The organism is Bradyrhizobium sp. DOA9 (genome assembly GCF_000617845.2).
Taxonomy (GTDB): Bacteria; Pseudomonadota; Alphaproteobacteria; order Rhizobiales; family Xanthobacteraceae; genus Bradyrhizobium.
Genome location: NZ_DF820425.1, coordinates 864,967 through 886,003, shown reverse-complemented (window position 1 = coordinate 886,003; position 21,037 = coordinate 864,967). Strand labels below are relative to the sequence as shown.

The window sequence follows — 21,037 nt, the reverse complement described above, 5'->3', positions numbered from 1 at the left end:
GGCTTGGCAACGCGAAAAGTCTGTCAAAATGATGAATTAGCCGCAATGCGCTCGCCGTTGACAAGGCCCTGACCGGGCCATATCTCTGCCCGGTCGCGACCATGGCGATGGCGTTTATTTTGCTGCGTTTTTGGCCGTTGAACCCAGACTTGCCCAATTCCCACCCATATGGCGGACGACCCCCGCAGTCCGGGCTCTGACGCCGCGAAGCGTCACGGTGAGTTGATAGGCAGGCGGGTGACAACTTCTTGGCTGCAACGCGGTTAAATCGCGAACACAGGAACTAGGCATGATCGGCGCGCTCGCCCGCAAGTTTTTCGGCTCCGCCAACGACCGGCGGGTGAAGGGATATCAGTCCCGCGTCAACGCGATCAACGCGCTGGAGCCGGAGGTCTCGAAACTCTCAGACGAGGCGCTCAAGGCCCGCACGGCGGAATTCAAGCAGCAGCTCGCCAACGGCAAGACGCTCGACGATCTCTTGGTCCCAGCTTTCGCCACGGTGCGCGAGGCCGCCAAGCGCACGCTCGGCCAGCGCCATTTCGACGTCCAGCTGATCGGCGGCATGGTGCTGCACGAGGGCGACATCGCCGAGATGAAGACCGGCGAAGGCAAGACGCTGGTGGCGACGCTTGCGGTGTATCTCAATGCGCTCGCCGGCAAGGGCGTCCACGTCGTCACCGTCAATGACTATCTCGCCCGCCGCGACTCCGGCTGGATGGGCCAGATCTACGGTTTCCTCGGCATGACCACCGGCGTGATCGTGCACGGCCTCGATGATGCCGAGCGCAAGGCGGCCTATGCCTGCGACATCACCTACGGCACCAACAACGAATACGGCTTCGACTATCTGCGCGACAACATGAAGTACCGGCTCGAGGACATGGTCCAGCGGCCGCACTTCTTCGCCATCGTCGACGAGGTCGACTCCATCCTGATCGACGAAGCGCGCACGCCGCTGATCATTTCCGGTCCGCTCGACGACCGCTCCGATTTCTACAACACCATCGACGGCTTCCTGCCCAAGCTCGACAAGACCGATTACGAGGTCGACGAGAAGCAGCGCACTGTGACGCTGACCGAAGGCGGCATGGAGAAGATCGAGACGCTGCTGCGCGATGCCGGCCAGCTCAAGGGCGAGTCGCTCTACGACGTCGAGAACGTCTCCGTCGTGCATCACATCAACCAGGCGCTGCGCGCCCACACGCTGTTCACGCGCGACAAGGACTACATCGTCCGCGACAACGAGGTCGTCATCATCGACGAGTTCACCGGCCGCATGATGCCCGGCCGCCGCTATTCGGAAGGCCTGCACCAGGCGCTGGAGGCCAAGGAGCACGTCCAGGTCCAGCCCGAGAACCAGACGCTGGCCTCGATCACCTTCCAGAACTACTTCCGCATGTACGAGAAGCTGGCGGGCATGACCGGCACCGCCGCGACCGAAGCGGACGAATTGTTCGACATCTACAAGCTCGAGGTTGTGGAGATTCCGACCAATCTGTCGATCGCGCGCCTCGACGAGGACGACGAGGTCTATCGCACCCAGCAGGAAAAATACCACGCGATCCTCGCCGAGATCGAGCGCGCCAATTCGCGCCTCCAGCCGGTGCTGGTCGGCACCGCCTCGATCGAGAAGTCGGAAGTGCTCGCCGAATTCCTCAAGAAGAACGGCTACAAGCAGATCGACTTCGGCAAGGAGGGTGCGCTCGACAAGCTCTATGCCGCCGCCCGCGCCGGCAAGCCGGCCAAGCTGTTCGCGGTGCTGAACGCGCGCTTCCACGAGCAGGAAGCCTATATCGTCGCCGAGGCCGGCGTGCCCGGCGCGATCACGATCGCCACCAACATGGCCGGCCGCGGCACCGACATCAAGCTCGGCGGCTCGCTGGAGATGCGCATCCAGCAGGAAACGACCGAGATCACCGACGAAGCGGAGAAGGCATCGAAGATCGAGCAGATCAAGGCCGACATCGAGCACTTCCGCGACATCGTGCTGAAGGCCGAGGAGACCGTCGAGGTCGAGCCGGCGAAGGGCTCCAAGCCCGCCAAGACCGTGAAGAAGCCCGGCGGCCTCTACATCATCGGCTCCGAGCGCCACGAATCCCGCCGCATCGACAACCAGCTCCGCGGCCGTTCCGGCCGTCAGGGCGATCCCGGCCGCTCTAAATTCTTCCTGTCGCTGGAAGACGACCTGATGCGCATCTTCGGCTCGGACCGTCTCGACAGCATGCTGCAGCGTCTCGGCCTGCAAGAGGGCGAGGCCATCATCCATCCCTGGATCAACAAGGCGCTCGAAAAGGCGCAGCAGAAGGTCGAGGCGCGCAACTTCGACATCCGCAAGAACCTCTTGAAGTTCGACAACGTCCAGAACGACCAGCGCAAGGTGATCTTCGATCAGCGCGTCGAGCTGATGAAGGACGAGAGCGTCGCCGAGACCGTCGCCGACATGCGCCACGCCTTCATCGACGACCTCGTCGCCAAGCACGTGCCCGAGCATGCCTATGCCGAGCAGTGGGACGTCGCGGGACTGAAGGACGAATTGAAGCGCGTGCTCGATCTCGACCTGCCGGTCGACGAATGGGCCAGGGAAGAGGGCATCGCCGACGAGGAGCTGCTCAACCGCATCGAGACCAAGGCCGACGAGCACATGGCGGCCAAGGTCGCGCAATGGGGTCCCGACGTGATGCGTTACGTCGAGAAGACCATCCTCCTGCAGACGCTGGACCATCTCTGGCGCGAGCACCTGATCATGCTCGACCATCTGCGCCAGGTCATCGGCCTGCGCGGCTACGGCCAGCGCGATCCGTTGCAGGAGTACAAGACCGAAGCCTTCAATCTCTTCCAGGAGATGAGCGCCCACCTGCGCGAGGCCGTCACGGCGCAGCTGATGCGCGTCGAGATCGTCCCGCCGGAGCAGGAAGCCCCGGTGCTGCCGCCGATGGAAGCGCACAAGTTCGACCCCAACACCGGCGAAGACGAAATGGCGCTTGCGAGCGTCACGCTCGGAGCGCAGGCCTCCGACGCGGCGCTGCGCGATCCCAAGAACCCCGCCAGCTGGGGCAAGGTCGGCCGCAACGAGGATTGCCCGTGCGGCTCAGGCAAGAAGTACAAGCACTGCCACGGCAGGTATGCGTAAGCCTCAGCGCGGCTGAGGCGCGAAGCTCGCGCCTCACGCGCCGCATCGTCGGCTGGTTGTGTCACTCTCAGCCGTGCGCCGCCCTCAATTCGAGCTGTCGATCAAGCTCTCCAGCAGCCGCTTCAATTCGCTCGTTGACTTGTCGCCGTAGCTCTCCAGGATGTGCTCCTCTTGGTCGACCGCGAGCGAGTTGAGCTTCTTGCACAGCACCTTGCCGCGGTCGGAGATGAACATCAGCACCTTGCGGCGGTCGTTCGGGTCCTGCACGCGATAGACCAGCGTGTCGGAGACCATGCGGTCGATCATCTTGGTCAGAGTCGGATGGTTGAGCAGCACGGCGTCCGCGAGCTCGCCCATCGAATGGCCCTCGCCATCCGACAGCACTTTCAGGATGCGCCATTGTTCCACCGGCACACCCTCCTTGCTCAACCGCAGTTCGAGCTGCCGGTTGATTTCCCGGTTGGCTTGCGCGAGCAGGTAGGCGAGGTGTTCGGTGATCGGGGAATTTTGTTTCGGCGGTTTTGCCACGGCTGAGACTTCGCCTTGACCCAAATGAGTGAATGTCTTGCAATCGATGCTGCATCTATATGCACTTCAATTCTTGAATATTCAATATTTTCAAAATAGGATCATTGCCCAACAAAAGGGCGGAAGCCGCGGCCGCCTGCTCAATGTGCTTTCAGGTCTGGTCTCAGACAGGAGTTGGCGTGCGCGCGACGGTGAACTTCCCGGCTCACGGCGGTCCGGCGTTACCGCCGTCCCTGCTGTTCAGGAATTTGTCGTCATCGGCGGCGGATTTCGACCTGTCTCCGGTCGATGCGCATTTCATGAGGCGGCGCGGCGCGCGCAACAAGCTGCGCATCGGCAATTTCCTCACCTTCACCGGCTCGCCCGGGATCTGGGGCCCGACCTCCACCAACAGCGCGATGCTGGCGGTGGCCGAGATCAACAAGCGCGGCGGCATTCTGGGCCGCGAGCTCGAGCTGTCGATCTACGATTCCGGCGGACCGATCGAGGAGGTGGTGCGCCGCGCCGAGCAGGCGATCGCCTTCGACGAGGTCGATCTCATTATGGGCTCGCATATCAGCGCGGTCCGCGTCGCGCTGCGCAAGGTCACCGGCAACCGCATTCCCTACATCTACACGCCCGTCTATGAGGGCGGCGAACGCACGCCGGGCGTGATGGCGATCGGCGAGACGCCGCGCTGGCAAAGCCGGCCCTCGATCCATTGGCTGGCGGAGGTCAAGAAGGCGGCGCGCTGGTACCTGATCGGCAGCGACTATGTCTGGCCCTGGCAGTCGCATCGCGCGGTCAAGCGCTACATCAAGGAAGCCGGCGGCCAGGTCGTCGGCGAGGAGTTCGTCCCCGTAGGCGAGGACAATCACGAGCCGCATTTGGCGCGCATCCGTGCCGCCAAGCCGGATGTGGTGCTGATCTCGCTGATCGGTACCGACAGCATCACCTTCAACCGCGCCTTCGCCGAAGCGGGCCTCGCCACCTCGACGCTGCGGCTTGCAGGTGCGATGGACGAAACCGTGCTGCTCGGCATCGGCGCCGACAATACCGAGAATCTGTTCTGCGCCTCCGGCTATTTCAACGGACTGGTCTCGCGCGCCAATGACGAGTTCCTCAGTGCCTATTATTCCATGTTCGGTGCCAACGCGCCGCCGGTCGGCTCCGTCGGTCAGTCGAACTATGAGGGGCTGCGCTTCCTGGAATCGGTCGCCAACCGCGCCGGATCATTGGCCTTTCGTCCGCTGCTGAAGGCCGCGCGCAACACCGTCTATTCGGCCGGCCGCGGTCCCGTGACGCTCCGCGATGGCCGCGCCGAGATGCCGATGTACCTCGCGGAAGCCGACGGTCTCGACTTCAGGATCATCAAGACGCTCTGAGCGACGGCTGCCGATACGCCGCAGCGGCCGTGCCGAAATAATACTTGAAAAGGAAAATATTTCCGTCTCTAGTAACGAAGTGAAGCCGGTTGCCCGTGTCCCTGAAGGCGCGAGCGAGAGGCTTTCCATCAGTGCCAGGGATCAAGAAGCCTTCAAGGAGAGCGCCGTGACAGTTGCCCTTCCCACGCCAGCCCAACTTCGCAGTGTCGCCGAGCAATGCGGCCTTTCGCTCACCGATGAGGACGTCGCCTCGTTCCGCGGTCTCATGCAGGGCTCGATCGAAGCCTACAATCTCGTTGCGGCGATGCCGGACGAACTGCCCGAAGTGAAATATCCGCGCACGCCGGGCTATCGGCCCTCGGCGGAGGAGAACCCGCGCAATGCCTGGTATCGCAAGTCGACCGTGAAGGGCGCCGCTGGCGGCAAGCTCAAGGGCAAGACGGTTGCGCTGAAGGACAACATCATGCTGGCCGGCGTGCCCATGACCAACGGCTCGTCGACGCTGGAAGGCTATGTGCCCGATTTCGACGCCACCATCGTCACGCGCATGCTGGATGCCGGCGCCGAGATCAAGGGCAAGGTGCATTGCGAGCATTTCTGCCTGTCCGGCGGCAGCCACACCGGCTCCTACGGGCCGGTGCACAATCCGCACAAGATGGGCTACTCCGCCGGCGGCTCGTCGTCGGGCTCGGGCGTCGTGGTCGCGCTCGGCGAGGTCGACATGGCGATCGGCGGCGACCAGGGCGGCTCGATCCGGATGCCGTCCTCGTTCTGCGGCGTCTACGGCATGAAGCCGACCTGGGGCCTCGTCCCCTACACCGGCATCATGCCGATCGAGATCTATGTCGATCACACCGGCCCGATGACGGCGACCGTCGCCGACAACGCGCTGCTGCTCGAAGTGCTCGCCGGCGACGACGGCTATGATCCCAGGATCAAGGCCCCAAAGGTCGAGGAATACACCAAGGCGCTCGGCCAGGGCGTCAAGGGCATGAAGATCGGCATCCTCAAGGAGGGCTTCGAGCAGCCGACCGCCGAGTCCGCGGTGAACGAAAGCGTGCGCGAGGCTGCAAAGCGCTTCAAGGATCTCGGCGCCACCGTCGAGACCGTCTCGATTCCGATGCACCTCATGGGCGGGACGATCTGGACTCCGATCGGCACCGAGGGCCTGACCCAGACCATGATGTTCGGCGACGGCTACGGCCTCAGCCGCGGCGACCTCTATTCGACCTCGCTGATGGATTTCCATCGCGGCTGGCGCCGGCAGGCAGACTCGCTGTCCGAGACCACGAAACTATTCATGCTGCTCGGCACCTACATCAACAACAATTTCGGCCCGCGCTTCTACGGCAAGGCCCTCAACATCTCGCGCCGGCTGACCGCGGCCTATGACAAGGCCTTTGCGGATTACGACCTGCTGCTGATGCCGACGACGCCGATGAAGGCGACCAAGCTGCCGGAGCCCGATGCCAGCCGCGAGGACTACGTCGCCCGCGCGCTCGAGATGATCTCCAATACCGCGCCGTTCGACATCACCCATCACCCCGCGATGTCGCTGCCCTGCGGCATGGTCGACGGCCTGCCGGTCGGCCTGATGCTGGTCGGCCGCATGTTCGAGGAGACCACCATCTACCGTGCCGCCCATGCCTTCGAGCAGATCGGCGACTGGAAGAAGATGTGAAGAAACTTTCGATTCAGACGAGCGGAACACCATCACATGGCTAACGCGTTCGTCGCGGCGTTCGAGATCCTGAGCTTCGGCGCGATCATCGTCCTGATCGTGCTGGGGCTCGGGATCATCGCCAGCATGATGGGCATCTTCAACTTCGCGCAAGGCGAGTTCGTCCTGCTCGGCGCCTACATCACCTATCTCGCTTATGCCAAGGGTTTGCCGATCTGGGCGGGCATGGTCGCGGCGCCTTTCGTGGTCGGCGCGCTCGGCTTCGTGCTGGAGGCGCTGATCATCCGACGGTTCTACGCAGCGCCAATCGTTGCCATGCTCGGCACCTATGCGCTCGGCCTGATCATCCGCGAAGCCGTCCGCGGCCTGATCGGCGGCTTCTATCTCACCGTGCCGGAGCCGATCGGCGGCTCGATCGACATCGGCGCCATGCACATCTCGGCGTGGCGCTTCACCATCATCGTCATCACGCTGCTGGTGATGGGTCTCTGCTATCTCTTGCTGTCGCGCACCAGCTTCGGCCTGCGCGTGCGGGCGACGCTGGAGAACCCGTCGCTGGCGCGCGCCTCGGGCATCTCCACGCCGCTGATCTACGGCGCGACGTTCGCTTTCGGTGCGGCGCTGGCCGGCCTTGCCGGCGCGCTGATCGTGCCGGTGTTCAGCCTGTTTGCCGATCTCGGCCTGCGCTTCCTGATCCAGGGCTTCGTCGCGGTCATGGTCGGCGGGGTCGGCTCCTTCATCGGCCCGGTCGCGGGCGCCGGTGTCATCGGCACGCTGAGCGCGGCGCTGCCCTGGGTGATGGCGCCCGTGGTCGCCGACGTCCTCGTCTTCGTCCTCGCCATCGTCTTCATCAAATTCCGTCCGCAAGGTCTCATCGCTGGAAAAGGGGTTTAATCACATGCTCGATCGTACTCAGCTCACGCGACGTCGTTTCCTGTCCAATTTCGCCTTTGCTTCCGGCGCGGTCGCAACCGGCGTCGGCAGCTGGGTGATCCCGGCGCCCTGGGCCAATGCGGCCGAGGCGCCGATCAAGGTTGGTATCGCCACCGACCTCACCGGCCCGATCGCCTATGCCGGCAACGCCGACGCCAATGTCGCGAAAATGGTGATCAAGGAGATCAACGCGGCCGGCGGCCTGCTCGGCCGTCCGCTCGAGCTCTACATCGAGGACACCGCCTCCAACGAATCCGTGGCGGTCGGCAACGTCCGCAAGCTGATCCAGCGCGACAAGGTCGACATGGTGCTCGGCGGCATCACCTCCTCGATGCGCAACGCGATCAAGGACCCGATCGTGGCGCGCGGCAAGACGCTCTACATCTATCCGCAGCTCTATGAAGGCAAGGAGTGCACGCCCTATCTGTTCTGCACCGGCCCGACGCCGGCGCAGCAATGCGACGAGTTCATCCCCTGGCTGATCAAGAACGGCGGAAAGAAGTTCGCGCTGCCCAGCGCCAATTATGTCTGGCCGCATACGCTGAACGTCTACGCCCGCAAGGTGATCGAATCCAATGGCGGCGAGGTCGTGTTCGAGGAATATTACCCGCTCGACCAGGTCGACTTCTCCGCGACCGTCAACCGCATCATCTCCAACAAGGTCGACGTTGTCTTCAATACCGTCATTCCGCCCGGCGTCGGCCCGTTCTTCAAGCAGCTCTATGAAGCGGGCTTCCTCAAGAACGGTGGGCGTCTCGCCTGCGTCTACTACGACGAGAACACGCTCAACATCAACCAGGCAGCCGAGATCGAGGGCCTTGCCAGCTGCCTCGACTATTTCAAGGTGCTGACCAAGGAGAACCCGTTCGACGCCAAGATCCAGGCGGCCTATGAGAAGGATTTCCCGGGCAACTTCCTGTTCGCCGCCGGCAGCGCGGCCACCGGCACCTATCGCGGCCTGAAGCTGTGGGAAGCCGCGGTCAAGGAAGCCGGCAAGATCGACCGCGACTCGGTCGCAGCCGCGCTCGACCATGCCAAGATCGCCGAAGGTCCCGGCGGACCGGCCGAGATGGTGCCCGGCAAGCGGCACTGCAAGATGAAGATGTACACCGCGGTCGCCAAGAGCGGCAATTACGAGATCGTCGGGCGCAGCAACGGCCTCGTCGATCCCAAGGAATGCTGATCTTCACCTCTCCCGCAGGGAGAGGTCGGATCGCATCGCAAGATGCGATCCGGGTGAGGGGATCGGGTCTCACCGTGCGCTGCGGCCCCTCACCCGGATTGCTGCGCAATCCGACCTCTCCCCGCTGGGGAGAGGTGAACCTCGCCGTGACTAACGCGGCTGACTCTCACGATGTTTAACTCGGAATGCTGAAGCCGATGAGTGTGGTAAGAGAGGCCATCGTCGCCGACGCGGACGACGAAGCGGACGGTGCGATGGCTGAGGGTGCAGCGGCGGAACGGGCCAATGACCGCGCCAAGGCAGGACCAAAAATCCTGCCCATCGTCGAGGGCCTCGTGCTTCTCGCGGCGCTGCTCGCGCCGCTGGTGCTGCAGGACTATCTCACGGTGTTCGCGACGCGCGTGATCATCCTGGCGCTGTTCGCGCTGTCGTTCGACCTGGTCTGGGGCTATGCCGGCATCATGAGCTTCGGCCAGGCCCTGTTCTTCGGCTCCGCCGGCTACGGCGTCGCGCTGCTCGCGCGCGACCTCAACGTCACCAACATCTTCCTGGTGCTGCCGGCGGGAACGCTGATCGGCCTCACCTTCGCGCTGCTGCTCGGCGGCTTCCTGCTGCTGGGACGGCATCCCTCCAGCGTGATCTTCGTCTCGCTCGGCACGTTGACCGGCTCCTACGCCGCCGATCGGCTCGCGCGTGGCTGGTATTATCTCGGCGGCCAGAACGGCATCCCCTCGATCGCGCCGATGTCGCTTGGGTCCTACGACTTCACGGAAGGGCCGGCGTTCTATTACCTCGTGCTCGGCATCCTCGTCGTGGTCTACCTGCTCTGCCGCTTCCTGGTGCGCTCGCAATTCGGCCTTGCGCTCGCAGGCCTGCGCGAGAACGAGCAGCGCATCGCCTTCTTCGGCTACAAGGCGCAGCACCTGAAGGCGATCATCTTCACCATCGGCGGTGCCGTCGCCGGTCTCGCCGGCAGCCTCTATGCCTTCCACGAAGGTTTCGTCTGGCCCAACATGGTCGGCGTCGTGGTTTCGACCCAGGTCGTGCTCTACGTCCTGTTCGGCGGCTCCGGCACGTTGATCGGCGCCGTCATCGGCGCGGTGATCGTCGAGGGCGTCAGCTTCTGGCTCTCGGACAATTACCGCGACATTTGGCCGATCATTTTGGGCCTTCTGCTGCTCCTCGTGATCCTGTTCCGTCCGCTTGGACTGATCAGCTTTGTGCTCGGCGAGCGCGAACGGGTCGGCAGCTTTGGCGCCAAGATCAAAGAGAACGTCAAGGAGACGCGCAATGCTCCTTGAGGCCGCCGGTATCAAGAAGGTCTTTGGCAAGCTCACCGCGCTCGACGGCGCGGCGCTCTCCGTCGGCGAGAACGAGTTTCACGGCCTGATCGGCCCCAACGGTTCGGGAAAAAGCACGCTGATGAAGTGCATCGCCGGCGCCGAAGTGCCGACGCAAGGAAAAGTCTCCTTCGTCAACACCGACATCACCGCATTCACGCCGACCGAGCGGGCGCGGGCCGGCATGAGCCTGAAATTCCAGATCACGTCCGTGCTGCCGTCGCTGACGCTCTACGACAACATCCTGCTCGCGCTGCAGGCGCAGTCCTCGCTGTTCGACCTCGTGTTCTCGCGCACGCGCGGTGCGTTGCACGACCAGGTCATGACCATGCTGACGCAATTCCGCCTCGCCGACCGCGCTTTTGATGCTGCCGCCGCGCTGTCGCACGGCCAGCAGCAATGGCTGGAGATCGCGATGGCACTCGCCGGCAAGCCGAAGCTGCTGCTGCTGGACGAACCCACCGGCGGCATGAGCCTGGAGGAGCGCCGCGTCACCGGCGAGCTGCTGCAGCCGATCAAGCAGCATTGCTCGCTGGTCATCGTCGAGCACGACCTCGATTTCATCCGCGACATCTGTGATCGCCTCACCGTGCTCGACCAGGGCAAGGTGCTGGCGTCTGGCACGGTGTCCGAGATCCAGGCCAACCAATCCGTCCAGGAGATCTATCTGCGCCGTGCCTGAATTTTTGGACATCAAGCATCTCGACGCGGGCTATGGCCGAAGCCAGGTCCTGTTCGACGTCAGCCTCGGCATTCCCTGGCGCGGCGGCGTCGCCGTGCTCGGCCGCAACGGCGCCGGCAAGACCACGCTCATGAAGACCATCGTCGGCGAGCTGCCGGCGTGGAAGGGCGAGGTCGCCTTCGACGGCCGCGACATCAGCCGCCGCGCCACCCAGGAGCGCGTCCGCGCCGGCATCGGCTACGTGCCGCAGGAGCATTCGGTGTTCGCGCGCCTGTCGGTGCGCGACAATCTCGCCGTCGGCTCGCTCGCGAGCAAGGACGCCTCCGCAATCGACCGCGTGCTCGCCATCTTCCCAAAACTCGGCCAGCGCCTCGACCAGCCCGCCGGCACGCTCTCCGGCGGCGAACGCAAGATGCTCGCGATCGGCCGCGCCATGCTGGGCGATCCAAAACTGCTGCTGCTGGACGAGCCGACCGAAGGCGTCTGGATCGGCGTCATCGAGGAGATCACCGAGCGCCTGATCGAGCTCGCCAAAACCATCGCCGTCATCATCGTCGAGCAGCACCTCGACCTCGCGCTCCGCGTCGCCGATTACGCCTATGTGCTCGACCGCGGCCGCGTCGCGCTGCAGGGCGAGGCCGGCGAGGTGCGGGGCAATCCGGAGCTGATGCGCTATCTGGCGCCGTAGGGATGCGCGTGACGCGCGACCCTCGCACGCCGACCTCAACTGTCGTGCTCCGCGAAAATGGGAATTGACAGCGGAGACTGCGGCGGCGTCGGATCCTCAATTCAATTGTCAAACAGCCGAACGTGACATCGCGATCCCGCGGCGTATCGCGCCCGGGTTTTGCTTCGCTTCTGACGCCCTTCGAGTCGGAAGGGCGCAGGGAAGGCCGGGTACCGGCTGGCACCCGCGAGCCCCTGTGCATGATGCGTAGAGTAGACGCTCACAGGGGAGACACAGGTGCAGCACGATAACCGGCCTTCCCTGCGCAGTGGTTTGACGGCTTATGTCGCGCTCTCCTCGGGGAGCGTTGCACTTTTGCCCCCGTCGCCTCGCCAGATCGCTGATGTCGGCCACCCGGTTGGGCACCCGCACCACCGCGAAAGACTTGACGCCAGCCTACGGGCGCCAGGACCACACGATTTTGCCGTACGCTGGCCCTGCTTGGCCTTTCGGCTTCGCAAGGGCACGGCAGCGCCGTCGTACCGCGCCCGCTGATCGCTCACGGGGACTACCCGCCCTGCGACCGCATCTGGCGCCAACGCCGCCCGCGTCCACCGCAACCCACCCCACGAACCGTGACGATCGCGACCCGCCCCTTCCGGAGGGATGAGATGGCGTGGAGGATAGGGTGTTTCGGGGGTTCGGGTAAAGAGAAATGTCAATTATCCGAGGCGATCTCATCCCAAGCGGCTGGGTGTATTGCCGAACGCTGAACCTTTCAGCTTACGCCTCATGCAGAGGTCGCGATTGAAATCGGCCCTTTCCCGCAATCGATCGGTTCGTCGGCACCTCACGCTCATGTGTTCGCAGCGACGTCATCCATTCATTGAATTACGGTCGTAATTTAATATTATGTCCGTAATGGCATTGAGCTGGACCGCTGTTGGGCGGCGGCGGATGCCGCCAAACAGCTCCTGGCGAGGATTTCATGGACGACACGACCACCGCCTCATCGCGGCAAGACGAAGATGTCAGCTCGCTTGGGCTCGCAGCCGCTGCAGCAGCGGTTCGCAACGGCGACATTACCTCGGAAGCCTACACCGCGGCGCTTTTGCAGCGCACCCGAGCGCTTGCCGAACTAAACGCCTTCATCACCATCGACGAGGCGGAGGTGCTGGAGGCCGCGAGAGCCGCAGACAAGGCGCGTGCGACCGCATCGACAGCCCCGCTTCTTGGCGTGCCGTTTGGGGTGAAGGACAGCTATTTGACGAAAGGGCTACCTACCAGCCTGGGGATCGAAGGTCTGGCTGATTTTGTTCCGGGCGAAGATGCTCACGCTGTACGGGCCATCAAGGGGGCGGGCGCGTTGATCTTCGGCAAGAACAACCTCGTTGAGATGTCTTACGGCTTGACCGGTCACAACGCGCGTTACGGTCAGGTGAAGAACCCGCACTCACGGGACCGCATGTCAGGCGGCTCCTCAAGCGGCTCCGCCGCATCCGTGGCTGCTGGGCTCGTTCCCGCATCCCTGGGCGGTGACACCGTTGGGTCCATCCGGGTGCCTGCATCGTTCTGTGGAGTCGTGGGCTTCAAGCCAACTACCGGGCGTTGGCCGCGCAACGGCGTTGCTCCCATCTCCCATACACTCGACACGACTGGCGTATTCGCCCGAAGCGTTGAGGACTGCATTCTGGTGGATCAGGTCGTGACCGGTGAACAAGATGTCGGACCCTTGGGCGGCGGCGACGGCCTGAGGGGAATCCGGCTGGCCTTCGCGCCGCGACAATTCTTGGATCTTGTTGACCCGGAGGTCGAGACCCGATTCCGCGCGGTGGTTCGGCGACTGCAGGACGCGGGCGCCGAGGTCGTTGAAGTTGACCTTGGCGACGACTTCAATTCTCTCGTCCAAACCGCCACATGGGGCATCTTCGCTCATGAGACGATGAGCACCATCTCGGAATTTCTTCGCCGCCATGAGATTCCGGCCACGTTCGAGGCCATCTACGCCGGCCTCAAGCCCGAACTTCGGCAGGCGTGGGCACAAATCGTCCTACCGAGCGGCCCAGGTGCTACCTCGGTAGAAGATTATCAGAAGGCGCTCAACGTGAGCCGGCCCGAAATTCAGCGCCGGCTCGACACGGCGTTCGTCTCTCATGGGGCCCTGGCCATTCTGCAACCGACCACGCCCTGCACGGCGCCTTCGATTGAGGAGCAGGCGACCGTCCAAATTGCGGGGCAGAACGTCAGCTACCTCGCTTTGGCGAACCATACCGTGTCGGCAAGCAGCGTGGGACTGCCGGGTATCAGCGTTCCTGTTGGCCTGTCTCGCGCGGGGCTGCCAATTGGGCTCGAGCTGGACGCCCCATTGGGAAGCGACCGGCGGCTCCTAAATCTTACCCGCGCAATCGAAGGCATCTTGGGTGCGAATTTCAGTGCGATCTAGCGTCGTGGCCGCCTCGCGCGACGAAGGGCCGACTGGCATATCGATGGAGTGGAGAGAAGATGCGTTTCGAGAAAGGACACAAGGCCGCGACGCGACGGCATATCATCGATGTCGCGTCGAAGTGCATACGCCGAGACGGTATTTCCGCCGCTGGGATTGCCGGGATCATGGGCGAGGCTGGGTTGACCAAGGGCGCATTCTCTCCGCACTTCGAGTCCAAGGACGCACTCGTTCGCGAGGCGCTTGAGAGCGCGCTCGCAGACCAACAAAATCGGCTCGATGACGATCAGTGCAGGGGCCCGAACCTTGAAGGTGCGATCCGCAGATATCTGAACCGCGAACATCTCAAAGACCCGGCCGGCGGCTGTCCTTCGGCGGCGTTGCTCCCAGAAATCGCCCGCCAGCCTTTGTCTACGCGGCGGGACTACGAGAAAGCGCTACGAAGCTACGTTTCGTCGCTGGCCGCACTCCTGCCGGATGCCGACGCTGCAGCGAGCCGCCGCCGCGCGACCGCCATCTTCGGCCTCATGGTGGGCACCCTCCAGTTCGCGCGGGCCGTCCCCGACATTGTCCAGGCGGAGCAAATCCTGGAAGGCGGAGTTGAGGCCGCATTGCACTTGGCGAGAGTTTGATCCTGCCAGACTGGGAAAGGACGGAGGCGCGGCTCCTCGCCGCCTACCTACTTCACCGCCGAGAACCGGCTGTCGAACGAGTTCGACTGCACCACCGGCGCGGCGCCTGATATCATCGGGGCATTGTCACCCGCGCCGTCGCTCACCGACGGCTTCAGCGCGGGCCGCGTCGCGGCGAGGCGGGTGTCGGGCTTCGGCGGCTCGGCCGGCTTGGCGGCTGCTACGGCCGGCTTCGGCGCATCCTTGGTCTTGTCCTGCCCCGGCACGAAGCGAGTCACGGCGGCCTTCAGTCGCGAGGCGGCCGTGGCCGGCGTCGTGGAGGTCTGGGCGGCCGGGGCCACGGACGCGGTGGCCTGCGGCGCGGGCGTTGCGGTCGCGGTGGTGTCGGCGGTGCCGAATCCCATCTTGCGGCCGAGATTGGAGAAGAAGCCGCCGCCTTCAGACTTCTCCGCGGGCGCCGCCGAAGCGACGCGGGTGTTCGCGGCAGGCGCGCTGACGGCGACCACGGGCTCTTCGCGCGGCGCCGGCGCGCTTGCCACCGCATCGAGGTTCGGCTTGGGCGGGTTGACGTGGCCGGGGATCGTGCCCGGCGCCTTGGCCATGGCGAGCATCTGCAGCGTGGTGCCTTCGGCGCCCTCGGACAGTCCGGTCGAGCCTTCCGGAATCTTCGCGGCGAACACCTTGTTCATGCCGCCGTCGATGCCGGTGTTCATGCGCGCCACCGGCGTGCCTTTGGCGACGAGCCTTGCGACCGCGGCCTCGTCCTGCTGCTGCTTCTCGCGGACGGCGCTGGCGATCTCCTCGGGGATCACATAGGCCGGGCACTTGGCCGAGGCGTCGAACACCGGGTCGCGCTTGGCGTCGGCCGGCCTCGCCGCGTCGAAAACGTACTTCTTCTCGCAGAAATCGACCTTCGGCTCCTGCCGCGTCACCTCGAAATGATCATAGCCTTCCTTGATCATCTTCCAGAACGGCATGTTCGGATTGTTCCGGTGCCTGGCCATGTTCACCGGCGTCATCTTGAACGGATAGGCCTGCAGCTGGAACGCCTTCTGGCCGCCGAAGAAGGATTCGCGGCCGAGCGAATAGATCTCCGCGATCTGCTCGTCCGTCATCGCGTAGCAGCCGCGCGACGAACAATCGCCGTGCACCATCAGCTGCGAGCCGGTGCGGCCCAGCGCCTTGTCGAAGGCGTTCGGATAGCCGGTGTTGAACGAGAGGTAATAGGACGATTGCGGATTCATCTGGCTCGGATTGATCGAGTAGAATCCCTCCGGCGCCTGGCGGTCGCCCTCGCGCACCTTGGGGCCGAGATCGCCCGACCAGCGGCAGATCGGATAGGTCTTGAGCAGCGCGAACTGGCCGTTGCGGGTCTGCTTCCAGACCTCGAGCTCGGCTTCCTGCTTGAACAGGCGGACCAGGATCGGCGATTGCAGATCCATGTCTTTCTCGGCCATCGCGGCGATCAGCTTGGGCGGCACCGGCTGATTGGCCTTGGCGTTGGTCGCGAGCGAGACCTGATCGGTGTCGCAGCCGGACAGCAGAACGCCGGCCGTCATCAGCGCAACCGAAGCCAAGAGCGCGCGAGCAAGCGAACGAGAAATCAAGATGGACCCCACACCGTGCCGGGCATTGCAGCGCGAACCCCAATTCTTTGAAGCGCAATCCGACCGGAAAACCACCCGCCGCGGCGGGCTCGTTCAGACCACGCTCCAGCGCTTATGCCCTGAAGCCATTGATTAAAATTCTAACCTCTGGGTCATCTGGTCGCAACCCGAGCGGGGATCACGAGGGCGTTGGCCCAGTGGCATGGTCAACGAAGACTAAATGGACGCGACTTGGGACGGAACTTGGGCCTTCCTTGGCTTTCGGGCCGATCCGGACTCAGATCGCCGATTTGGGCAAAAAAAGGGTTAAGGCGGGGTTACCGGCGGGCTCTTCACCTCCCCCGCTTGCGGGGGAGGCCGGGAGGGGGCTCGCGCCGCATTGGGAGCGTCGCGAGAGGAGAGACCCTCGCCCCAACCCTCGCCCGCAGGCGGGGGAGGGAGCGCACCGCCGTCGCGGCGCGAAATTAGCCTCAATCAGCCCAATTTCCGGCCGATATCGAGGAATTTCTGCCGCCGCATCTTGCGGATGGCGTCCCCGTCGAAGTTCCGGAGCTCGTCGAAGGCCTTGGCGATGGCCTCGCCGGTGGTGGCGATCATGGCGGCTGGGTCGCGGTGGGCGCCGCCGACCGGCTCCTTCAGGATGGCGTCGATCACGCCGAAGCGGAGCATGTCCTGGGCGGTGATCTTCATGTTGTTGGCGGCTTCCTGCGCCTTGGTGCCGTCGCGCCAGAGAATGGAGGACGCCGCCTCCGGCGAGATCACGCTGTAGATCGCGTGCTCGAGCATCAGCACCTTGTTGGCGGTGGTGATGGCGATGGCGCCGCCCGACATGCCCTCGCCGGTGATGATGGCGACGTTCGGCACGGTCAGCGCCAGGCACGCGTCCGTCGAGCGCGCGATCGCCTCGGCCTGGCCCCGCTCCTCCGCGCCGATGCCGGGATAGGCGCCGGCGGAATCGGCGAGCGACAGCACGGGCAGGCCGAAGCGTTCGGCCATCTCCATCAGCCGGACGCATTTGCGATAACCTTCCGGCCGCGCCATGCCGAAATTGTGCCGGATGCGGCTCTCGGTGGAATCGCCCTTTTCCTGGCCCATCACGCAGATCGGCTCGCCACGGAAGCGGCCGAAGCCGGCGACCAGCGCCTCGTCCTCGCCGAACTTGCGGTCGCCGGCGAGCGGGGTGAACTCGGTGATCAGGCCCTTGATGAAGTCGTTGAAATGCGGCCGCTGCGGATGCCGCGCGACAAGCGTCTTCTGCCACGGCGTCAGGTTCGCATAGAGATCGGCCAGCGCCTGTGCCGCCTTGTCCTCGATCCGCCCGACCTCGTCGCTGATGTCGGTGCCGGTGGCGGCGAGCGCGCGCAATTCGTCGACCTTGGAGTCGAGCTCGGCGACGGGCTTTTCGAAGTCGAGATAGCTGCGCATCTGGTCTTGCATCAACTCAATATAAGGGGACGGGGCGCGAGAAGCGAAGCGGGTTGCGGTGGTGGAAAGAAGTGTAGCGTCTTCAACGAGTTGGCTTGTGTGCTGGTGGCGGTCGGCCAAATCAGCCGTGAGGCCCCGGCTCTTTCCGCGGAGATCTGGCCGAAGTCAAGGCGGTTAGTTCACCTCTCCCGCTTGCTTGCGGGAGAGGTCGGCGCGGAGCGCCGGGTGAGGGCTTTTTCCTCTTGGGGAGTGTCCCTTCGCGGAAACACCCTCTCCCCAACCCTCTCCCGCAAGCGGGCGAGGGAGCGCACCTCCCGAGATCTTACTTCTCCCCCAGCGGATGCAGGTCGCGCACCAGGCTCTTCAGCCGCTCCTCGACCACATGGGTGTAGATCTGGGTCGTCGAGATATCGGTGTGGCCGAGCAGGGTCTGCACGATGCGCAGGTCCGCGCCGTTGTGCAGCAGATGGCTGGCAAAGGCGTGGCGCAGCACGTGCGGGGAGACCAGCCGGGCCTGCAAGCCGGACGCGACCGCGAGCTCCTTGAGGTCACGGGCAAAATGCTGGCGCGTCAGATGTCCGCTTTCGCCGAACGAGGGGAACAGCCATTTCGAGGCGGGGACACTGTTCTTCTTGTCGCCTTTCGCAGCTTCGGTCGCGGCGAGATAGTCCGCCATCGCCTGCCGCGAGGCCTCGTTGAGCGGCACCAGCCGCTCCTTGTTGCCCTTGCCGCGCACCACGATCATGCGGGCGTCGCGCTTGGCCGCCGAGCGCGGCAGTGCCACCAGCTCGGAGACGCGCAGGCCGGTGGCGTAGAGCACCTCGAGCAGGCAGTAGAGCCGGAGCGCCCGCAGCCGTTTCGAGGGCGAGGCATCTTCCGCCACGCTCAATTCCCTGGCGCGGCGGAGCATGCGGTCGACATCGGCGATCGACAGCACTTTCGGCAGGCCGCGGCCGCGCTTCGGGCCAGACAGGATCGCGGCGGGGTCATCGCCGCGGATGCGCTCGTTCAGCAGGAAACGGTAGAGGTGCCGCATCGCCGACAGCCGGCGGGCCACGCTGGTGGACTTGAAACCGCGGGTGTCGAGGTCGGCGAGATAGTCGCGCAGGACTTGCGTCTGCGCATCCACGAAGGTGTGGCCGGCCCGGCCGAGAAATTCCGAGAAATCGGTGAGGTCGCGGCGGTACGCATCGAGCGTGTTGGGGCCGGCGCCCTGTTCCGCCGCGAGCATGTCGAGGAACAGGCCGGTGAGCTTGGTGTCGGAAGGCTTGATGGGCATGCCCCGGAGCCTAGAGCCTATTTCTTGAGAAACTTGTCCGGCGGGATCGTCACCGTCATTTCCCGTGGCTTCGGATTGACGAAGTTGGCCAGCGCGAAGACCGCAGCATAGACGATGCCGGCGATCACGGCGACGACCGTCAGGAAGCGGAACAGGCTGGGCATCGGGAAAGGTCTCGGGGCGTGGCGAATTAACCAATGAAATCATCCAACATGTTCGCCGTTTCGTGGCAAGAGTCCTCTGGCGAGGGCCCCCATGGGGTCGTATAGGTGGCCAAACCATGCCGCATCTGGCGGCAGTTCGAGCGAGATCCAGTCGAGCGAGACGATGTCCGACGCCGCGTTGCCGCTTCCTGCTTCGCCCGAGGCCGACATCCTGTCGGCGCTCGGGACGCGCTCGATCGTGCTCGTCGGCATGATGGGGGTGGGCAAATCCACCATCGGCCGGCGGCTCGCGGCCCGGCTCAAGCTGCCCTTCGTCGACGCCGACACCGAGATCGAGGCGGCGGCCGGCATGACCATACCGGAAATCTTCGAGCGTTACGGGGAGGCGCATTTCCGAGAGGGCGAGACACGGGTGATCGCGCGGCTGCTCGACGATGGGCCCGTGGTGCTGGCAACCGGCGGCGGTGCCTATATGCGCGAGGAGACGCGGAGCCGCATCGCCGCCAAGGCGGTCTCGATCTGGCTCCGGGCGGACCACGACGTCATCATGCGCCGCGTCCGCCGCCGTGCCGATCGCCCGCTGCTCCAGACCGCCGATCCGGAAGGGACGGTGACGCGCCTGCTTACCGAGCGCGAGCCGGTCTATGGCAAAGCCGACCTCACCATCGCCTCGCGCGATGTGCCGCACGATCGGATCGTCGAGGAGTGCATCGAGACGCTGCGCGCCCATCTGTGCGGCGAGCAGTCCGCCCCATCACCTCAAGACGTTGCGAGTGCTGTTCGATGACTGCGCCGTTGAAGCATTCCGATCCCATCAAGGTCGACGTCGCGCTGGAGAATCGCGCCTACGACATCGTCATCGGCCGCGGCGTGCTGGCCTCGCTCGGCGAGCGCGTCGCCGCGCTGCGTCCCGGCGTGCGCACCGCGATCGTGACGGATCGCACCGTGGCAAAACACTGGCTCGAGCCGACGGAAGCGTCGCTTGCGGCGAGCGGCATTCCGACCTCGCGCATCGTCGTCGAGGAAGGCGAGATCTCGAAAACCTATGCTGGCCTGGAAAAGGTCAGCGAGGCCCTGATCGCCGCGCGAATCGAGCGCAACGATCTCGTCATCGCACTCGGCGGCGGCGTCGTCGGCGATCTCGCCGGCTTTGCCGCGGCCATCCTGCGCCGCGGCGTCGATTTCGTGCAGGTGCCAACCTCGCTGCTGGCGCAGGTCGATTCGTCCGTCGGCGGCAAGACCGGCATCAACTCGCCGCAGGGCAAGAACCTGCTGGGGGCCTTCCACCAGCCGGTGCTTGTTGTCGCCGACACCGCCGTGCTCGACACGCTGTCGCCGCGCCAGTTCCGGGCCGGCTATGCGGAGGTCGCCAAATACGGCGTGCTGGGTGATGAGGCCTTCTTCAGCTGGCTGGAGAAGAACCATGCCGACATCGCCAAGGGCGGATCGGCCCGCGAGCATGCGATCGCGACCTCCTGCCGGGCCAAGGCCGCCATCGTCGCGCGCGACGAGCGCGAAACCGGCGAGCGCGCGCTGCTCAACCTCGGCCACACTTTCGGCCACGCGCTGGAAGCTGCGACCGGCTTCTCCGACCGCCTGTTCCACGGCGAGGGCGTCGCCATCGGCATGACGTTGGCGGCGCAGTTCTCGGCGAAGCTCGGCATGATCGGCGAGGGCGAGGCGGCGCGCATCGAGCGTCACCTGATCGAGGCGGGCCTGCCGACACGCCTGCAGGACATCGCCGGCTTTGCCCAGGAAGGGCTTGCCGATGCCGACGCGCTGATGGCCTTGATGGCGCAGGACAAGAAGGTCAAGCGCGGCAAGCTCACCTTCATCCTGCTGGAGGCGGTGGGGCATGCGGTGATCGCGAAGGACGTCGAGCCGATGCCGGTGCGCGATTTCCTGAAAGAGAAGCTCGCGCAGTGATGGCGGGACTGTTCAAATCGTCCGCCCGCGAAACGGCGAGGAATGCCGGGGCG

17 protein-coding genes are annotated in these 21,037 nt (G+C 64.7%); 12 read left to right on the top strand and 5 right to left on the bottom strand.

The window, feature by feature from the left end:
- The first annotated feature begins 289 nt into the window (after window positions 1-289).
- The gene (gene secA / locus BDOA9_RS04080) at window positions 290-3,130 is read left to right on the top strand and encodes a preprotein translocase subunit SecA (protein WP_025032677.1); all 2,841 of its coding nucleotides are present in this window, start codon (window positions 290-292) and stop codon (window positions 3,128-3,130) included.
- An 84-nt stretch (window positions 3,131-3,214) separates the two neighbouring features.
- Here the strand turns inward: secA and BDOA9_RS04075 are convergent, their stop codons facing one another.
- Window positions 3,215-3,658: a MarR family winged helix-turn-helix transcriptional regulator gene (locus BDOA9_RS04075; protein WP_025032676.1), complete on the bottom strand. Its 444-nt coding sequence runs from the start codon at window positions 3,656-3,658 to the stop codon at window positions 3,215-3,217.
- Window positions 3,659-3,837: 179 nt separating this feature from the next.
- Here BDOA9_RS04075 and BDOA9_RS04070 point away from each other — a divergent pair, with 179 nt between their 5' ends.
- From BDOA9_RS04070 to BDOA9_RS04030, 9 genes are all read left to right on the top strand, one after another.
- Complete coding sequence (locus tag BDOA9_RS04070; RefSeq protein WP_025032675.1) at window positions 3,838-5,022, top strand: substrate-binding domain-containing protein; 1,185 nt, start codon at window positions 3,838-3,840, stop codon at window positions 5,020-5,022.
- Between the two features lie 166 nt (window positions 5,023-5,188).
- Window positions 5,189-6,703 carry an amidase gene (locus BDOA9_RS04065; RefSeq protein ID WP_025032674.1) on the top strand — a complete coding sequence of 505 codons (1,515 nt, stop codon included), beginning with the start codon at window positions 5,189-5,191 and terminating at the stop codon, window positions 6,701-6,703.
- Between the two features lie 36 nt (window positions 6,704-6,739).
- Window positions 6,740-7,597: a branched-chain amino acid ABC transporter permease gene (locus tag BDOA9_RS04060; RefSeq protein WP_025032673.1), complete on the top strand. Its 858-nt coding sequence runs from the start codon at window positions 6,740-6,742 to the stop codon at window positions 7,595-7,597.
- Window positions 7,598-7,601: 4 nt separating this feature from the next.
- Window positions 7,602-8,819, top strand: coding sequence for a substrate-binding protein (locus BDOA9_RS04055; protein WP_025032672.1), 1,218 nt, complete (start codon window positions 7,602-7,604; stop codon window positions 8,817-8,819).
- Window positions 8,820-9,004: 185 nt separating this feature from the next.
- Window positions 9,005-10,120 carry a branched-chain amino acid ABC transporter permease gene (locus BDOA9_RS04050; RefSeq protein WP_025032671.1) on the top strand — a complete coding sequence of 372 codons (1,116 nt, stop codon included), beginning with the start codon at window positions 9,005-9,007 and terminating at the stop codon, window positions 10,118-10,120.
- Complete coding sequence (locus tag BDOA9_RS04045; RefSeq protein WP_025032670.1) at window positions 10,110-10,841, top strand: ABC transporter ATP-binding protein; 732 nt, start codon at window positions 10,110-10,112, stop codon at window positions 10,839-10,841. The genes BDOA9_RS04050 and BDOA9_RS04045 overlap by 11 nt, the downstream gene beginning before the upstream one ends.
- The gene (locus BDOA9_RS04040; protein WP_025032669.1) at window positions 10,834-11,529 is read left to right on the top strand and encodes a branched-chain amino acid ABC transporter ATP-binding protein; all 696 of its coding nucleotides are present in this window, start codon (window positions 10,834-10,836) and stop codon (window positions 11,527-11,529) included. The genes BDOA9_RS04045 and BDOA9_RS04040 overlap by 8 nt, the downstream gene beginning before the upstream one ends.
- A 967-nt stretch (window positions 11,530-12,496) precedes the next feature.
- The gene (locus BDOA9_RS04035; protein ID WP_025032668.1) at window positions 12,497-13,951 is read left to right on the top strand and encodes an amidase family protein; all 1,455 of its coding nucleotides are present in this window, start codon (window positions 12,497-12,499) and stop codon (window positions 13,949-13,951) included.
- Window positions 13,952-14,010: 59 nt separating this feature from the next.
- Window positions 14,011-14,583, top strand: a complete 573-nt coding sequence (locus tag BDOA9_RS04030; protein ID WP_025032667.1) for a TetR/AcrR family transcriptional regulator — start codon at window positions 14,011-14,013, stop codon at window positions 14,581-14,583.
- Between the two features lie 47 nt (window positions 14,584-14,630).
- Here the strand turns inward: BDOA9_RS04030 and BDOA9_RS04025 are convergent, their stop codons facing one another.
- The 4 genes from BDOA9_RS04025 to BDOA9_RS04010 all read right to left on the bottom strand — a co-directional run bounded on the left by BDOA9_RS04025 (window position 14,631) and on the right by BDOA9_RS04010 (window position 19,058).
- Window positions 14,631-16,142 (bottom strand): L,D-transpeptidase family protein, encoded by a 1,512-nt coding sequence (locus BDOA9_RS04025; RefSeq protein WP_042335691.1) that lies wholly within the window; start codon window positions 16,140-16,142, stop codon window positions 14,631-14,633.
- Between the two features lie 522 nt (window positions 16,143-16,664).
- Entirely contained in the window at window positions 16,665-17,627 is a 963-nt protein-coding gene (locus tag BDOA9_RS04020; RefSeq protein WP_025032665.1) for an acetyl-CoA carboxylase carboxyltransferase subunit alpha, read from the bottom strand.
- 310 nt (window positions 17,628-17,937) lie between these two features.
- Window positions 17,938-18,894 carry a site-specific tyrosine recombinase XerD gene (xerD, locus tag BDOA9_RS04015; protein WP_025032664.1) on the bottom strand — a complete coding sequence of 319 codons (957 nt, stop codon included), beginning with the start codon at window positions 18,892-18,894 and terminating at the stop codon, window positions 17,938-17,940.
- Between the two features lie 17 nt (window positions 18,895-18,911).
- Window positions 18,912-19,058 (bottom strand): hypothetical protein, encoded by a 147-nt coding sequence (locus BDOA9_RS04010; protein WP_042335471.1) that lies wholly within the window; start codon window positions 19,056-19,058, stop codon window positions 18,912-18,914.
- Window positions 19,059-19,221: 163 nt separating this feature from the next.
- On the opposite strand from BDOA9_RS04010, the gene BDOA9_RS04005 reads away from it, so the two are divergent.
- Together BDOA9_RS04005 and aroB are read left to right on the top strand one after the other, a co-directional pair.
- Window positions 19,222-19,845, top strand: coding sequence for a shikimate kinase (locus BDOA9_RS04005; protein ID WP_025032663.1), 624 nt, complete (start codon window positions 19,222-19,224; stop codon window positions 19,843-19,845).
- Window positions 19,842-20,984, top strand: a complete 1,143-nt coding sequence (aroB, locus tag BDOA9_RS04000) for a 3-dehydroquinate synthase (RefSeq protein ID WP_025032662.1) — start codon at window positions 19,842-19,844, stop codon at window positions 20,982-20,984. The genes BDOA9_RS04005 and aroB overlap by 4 nt, the downstream gene beginning before the upstream one ends.
- Window positions 20,985-21,037: the final 53 nt, after the last annotated feature.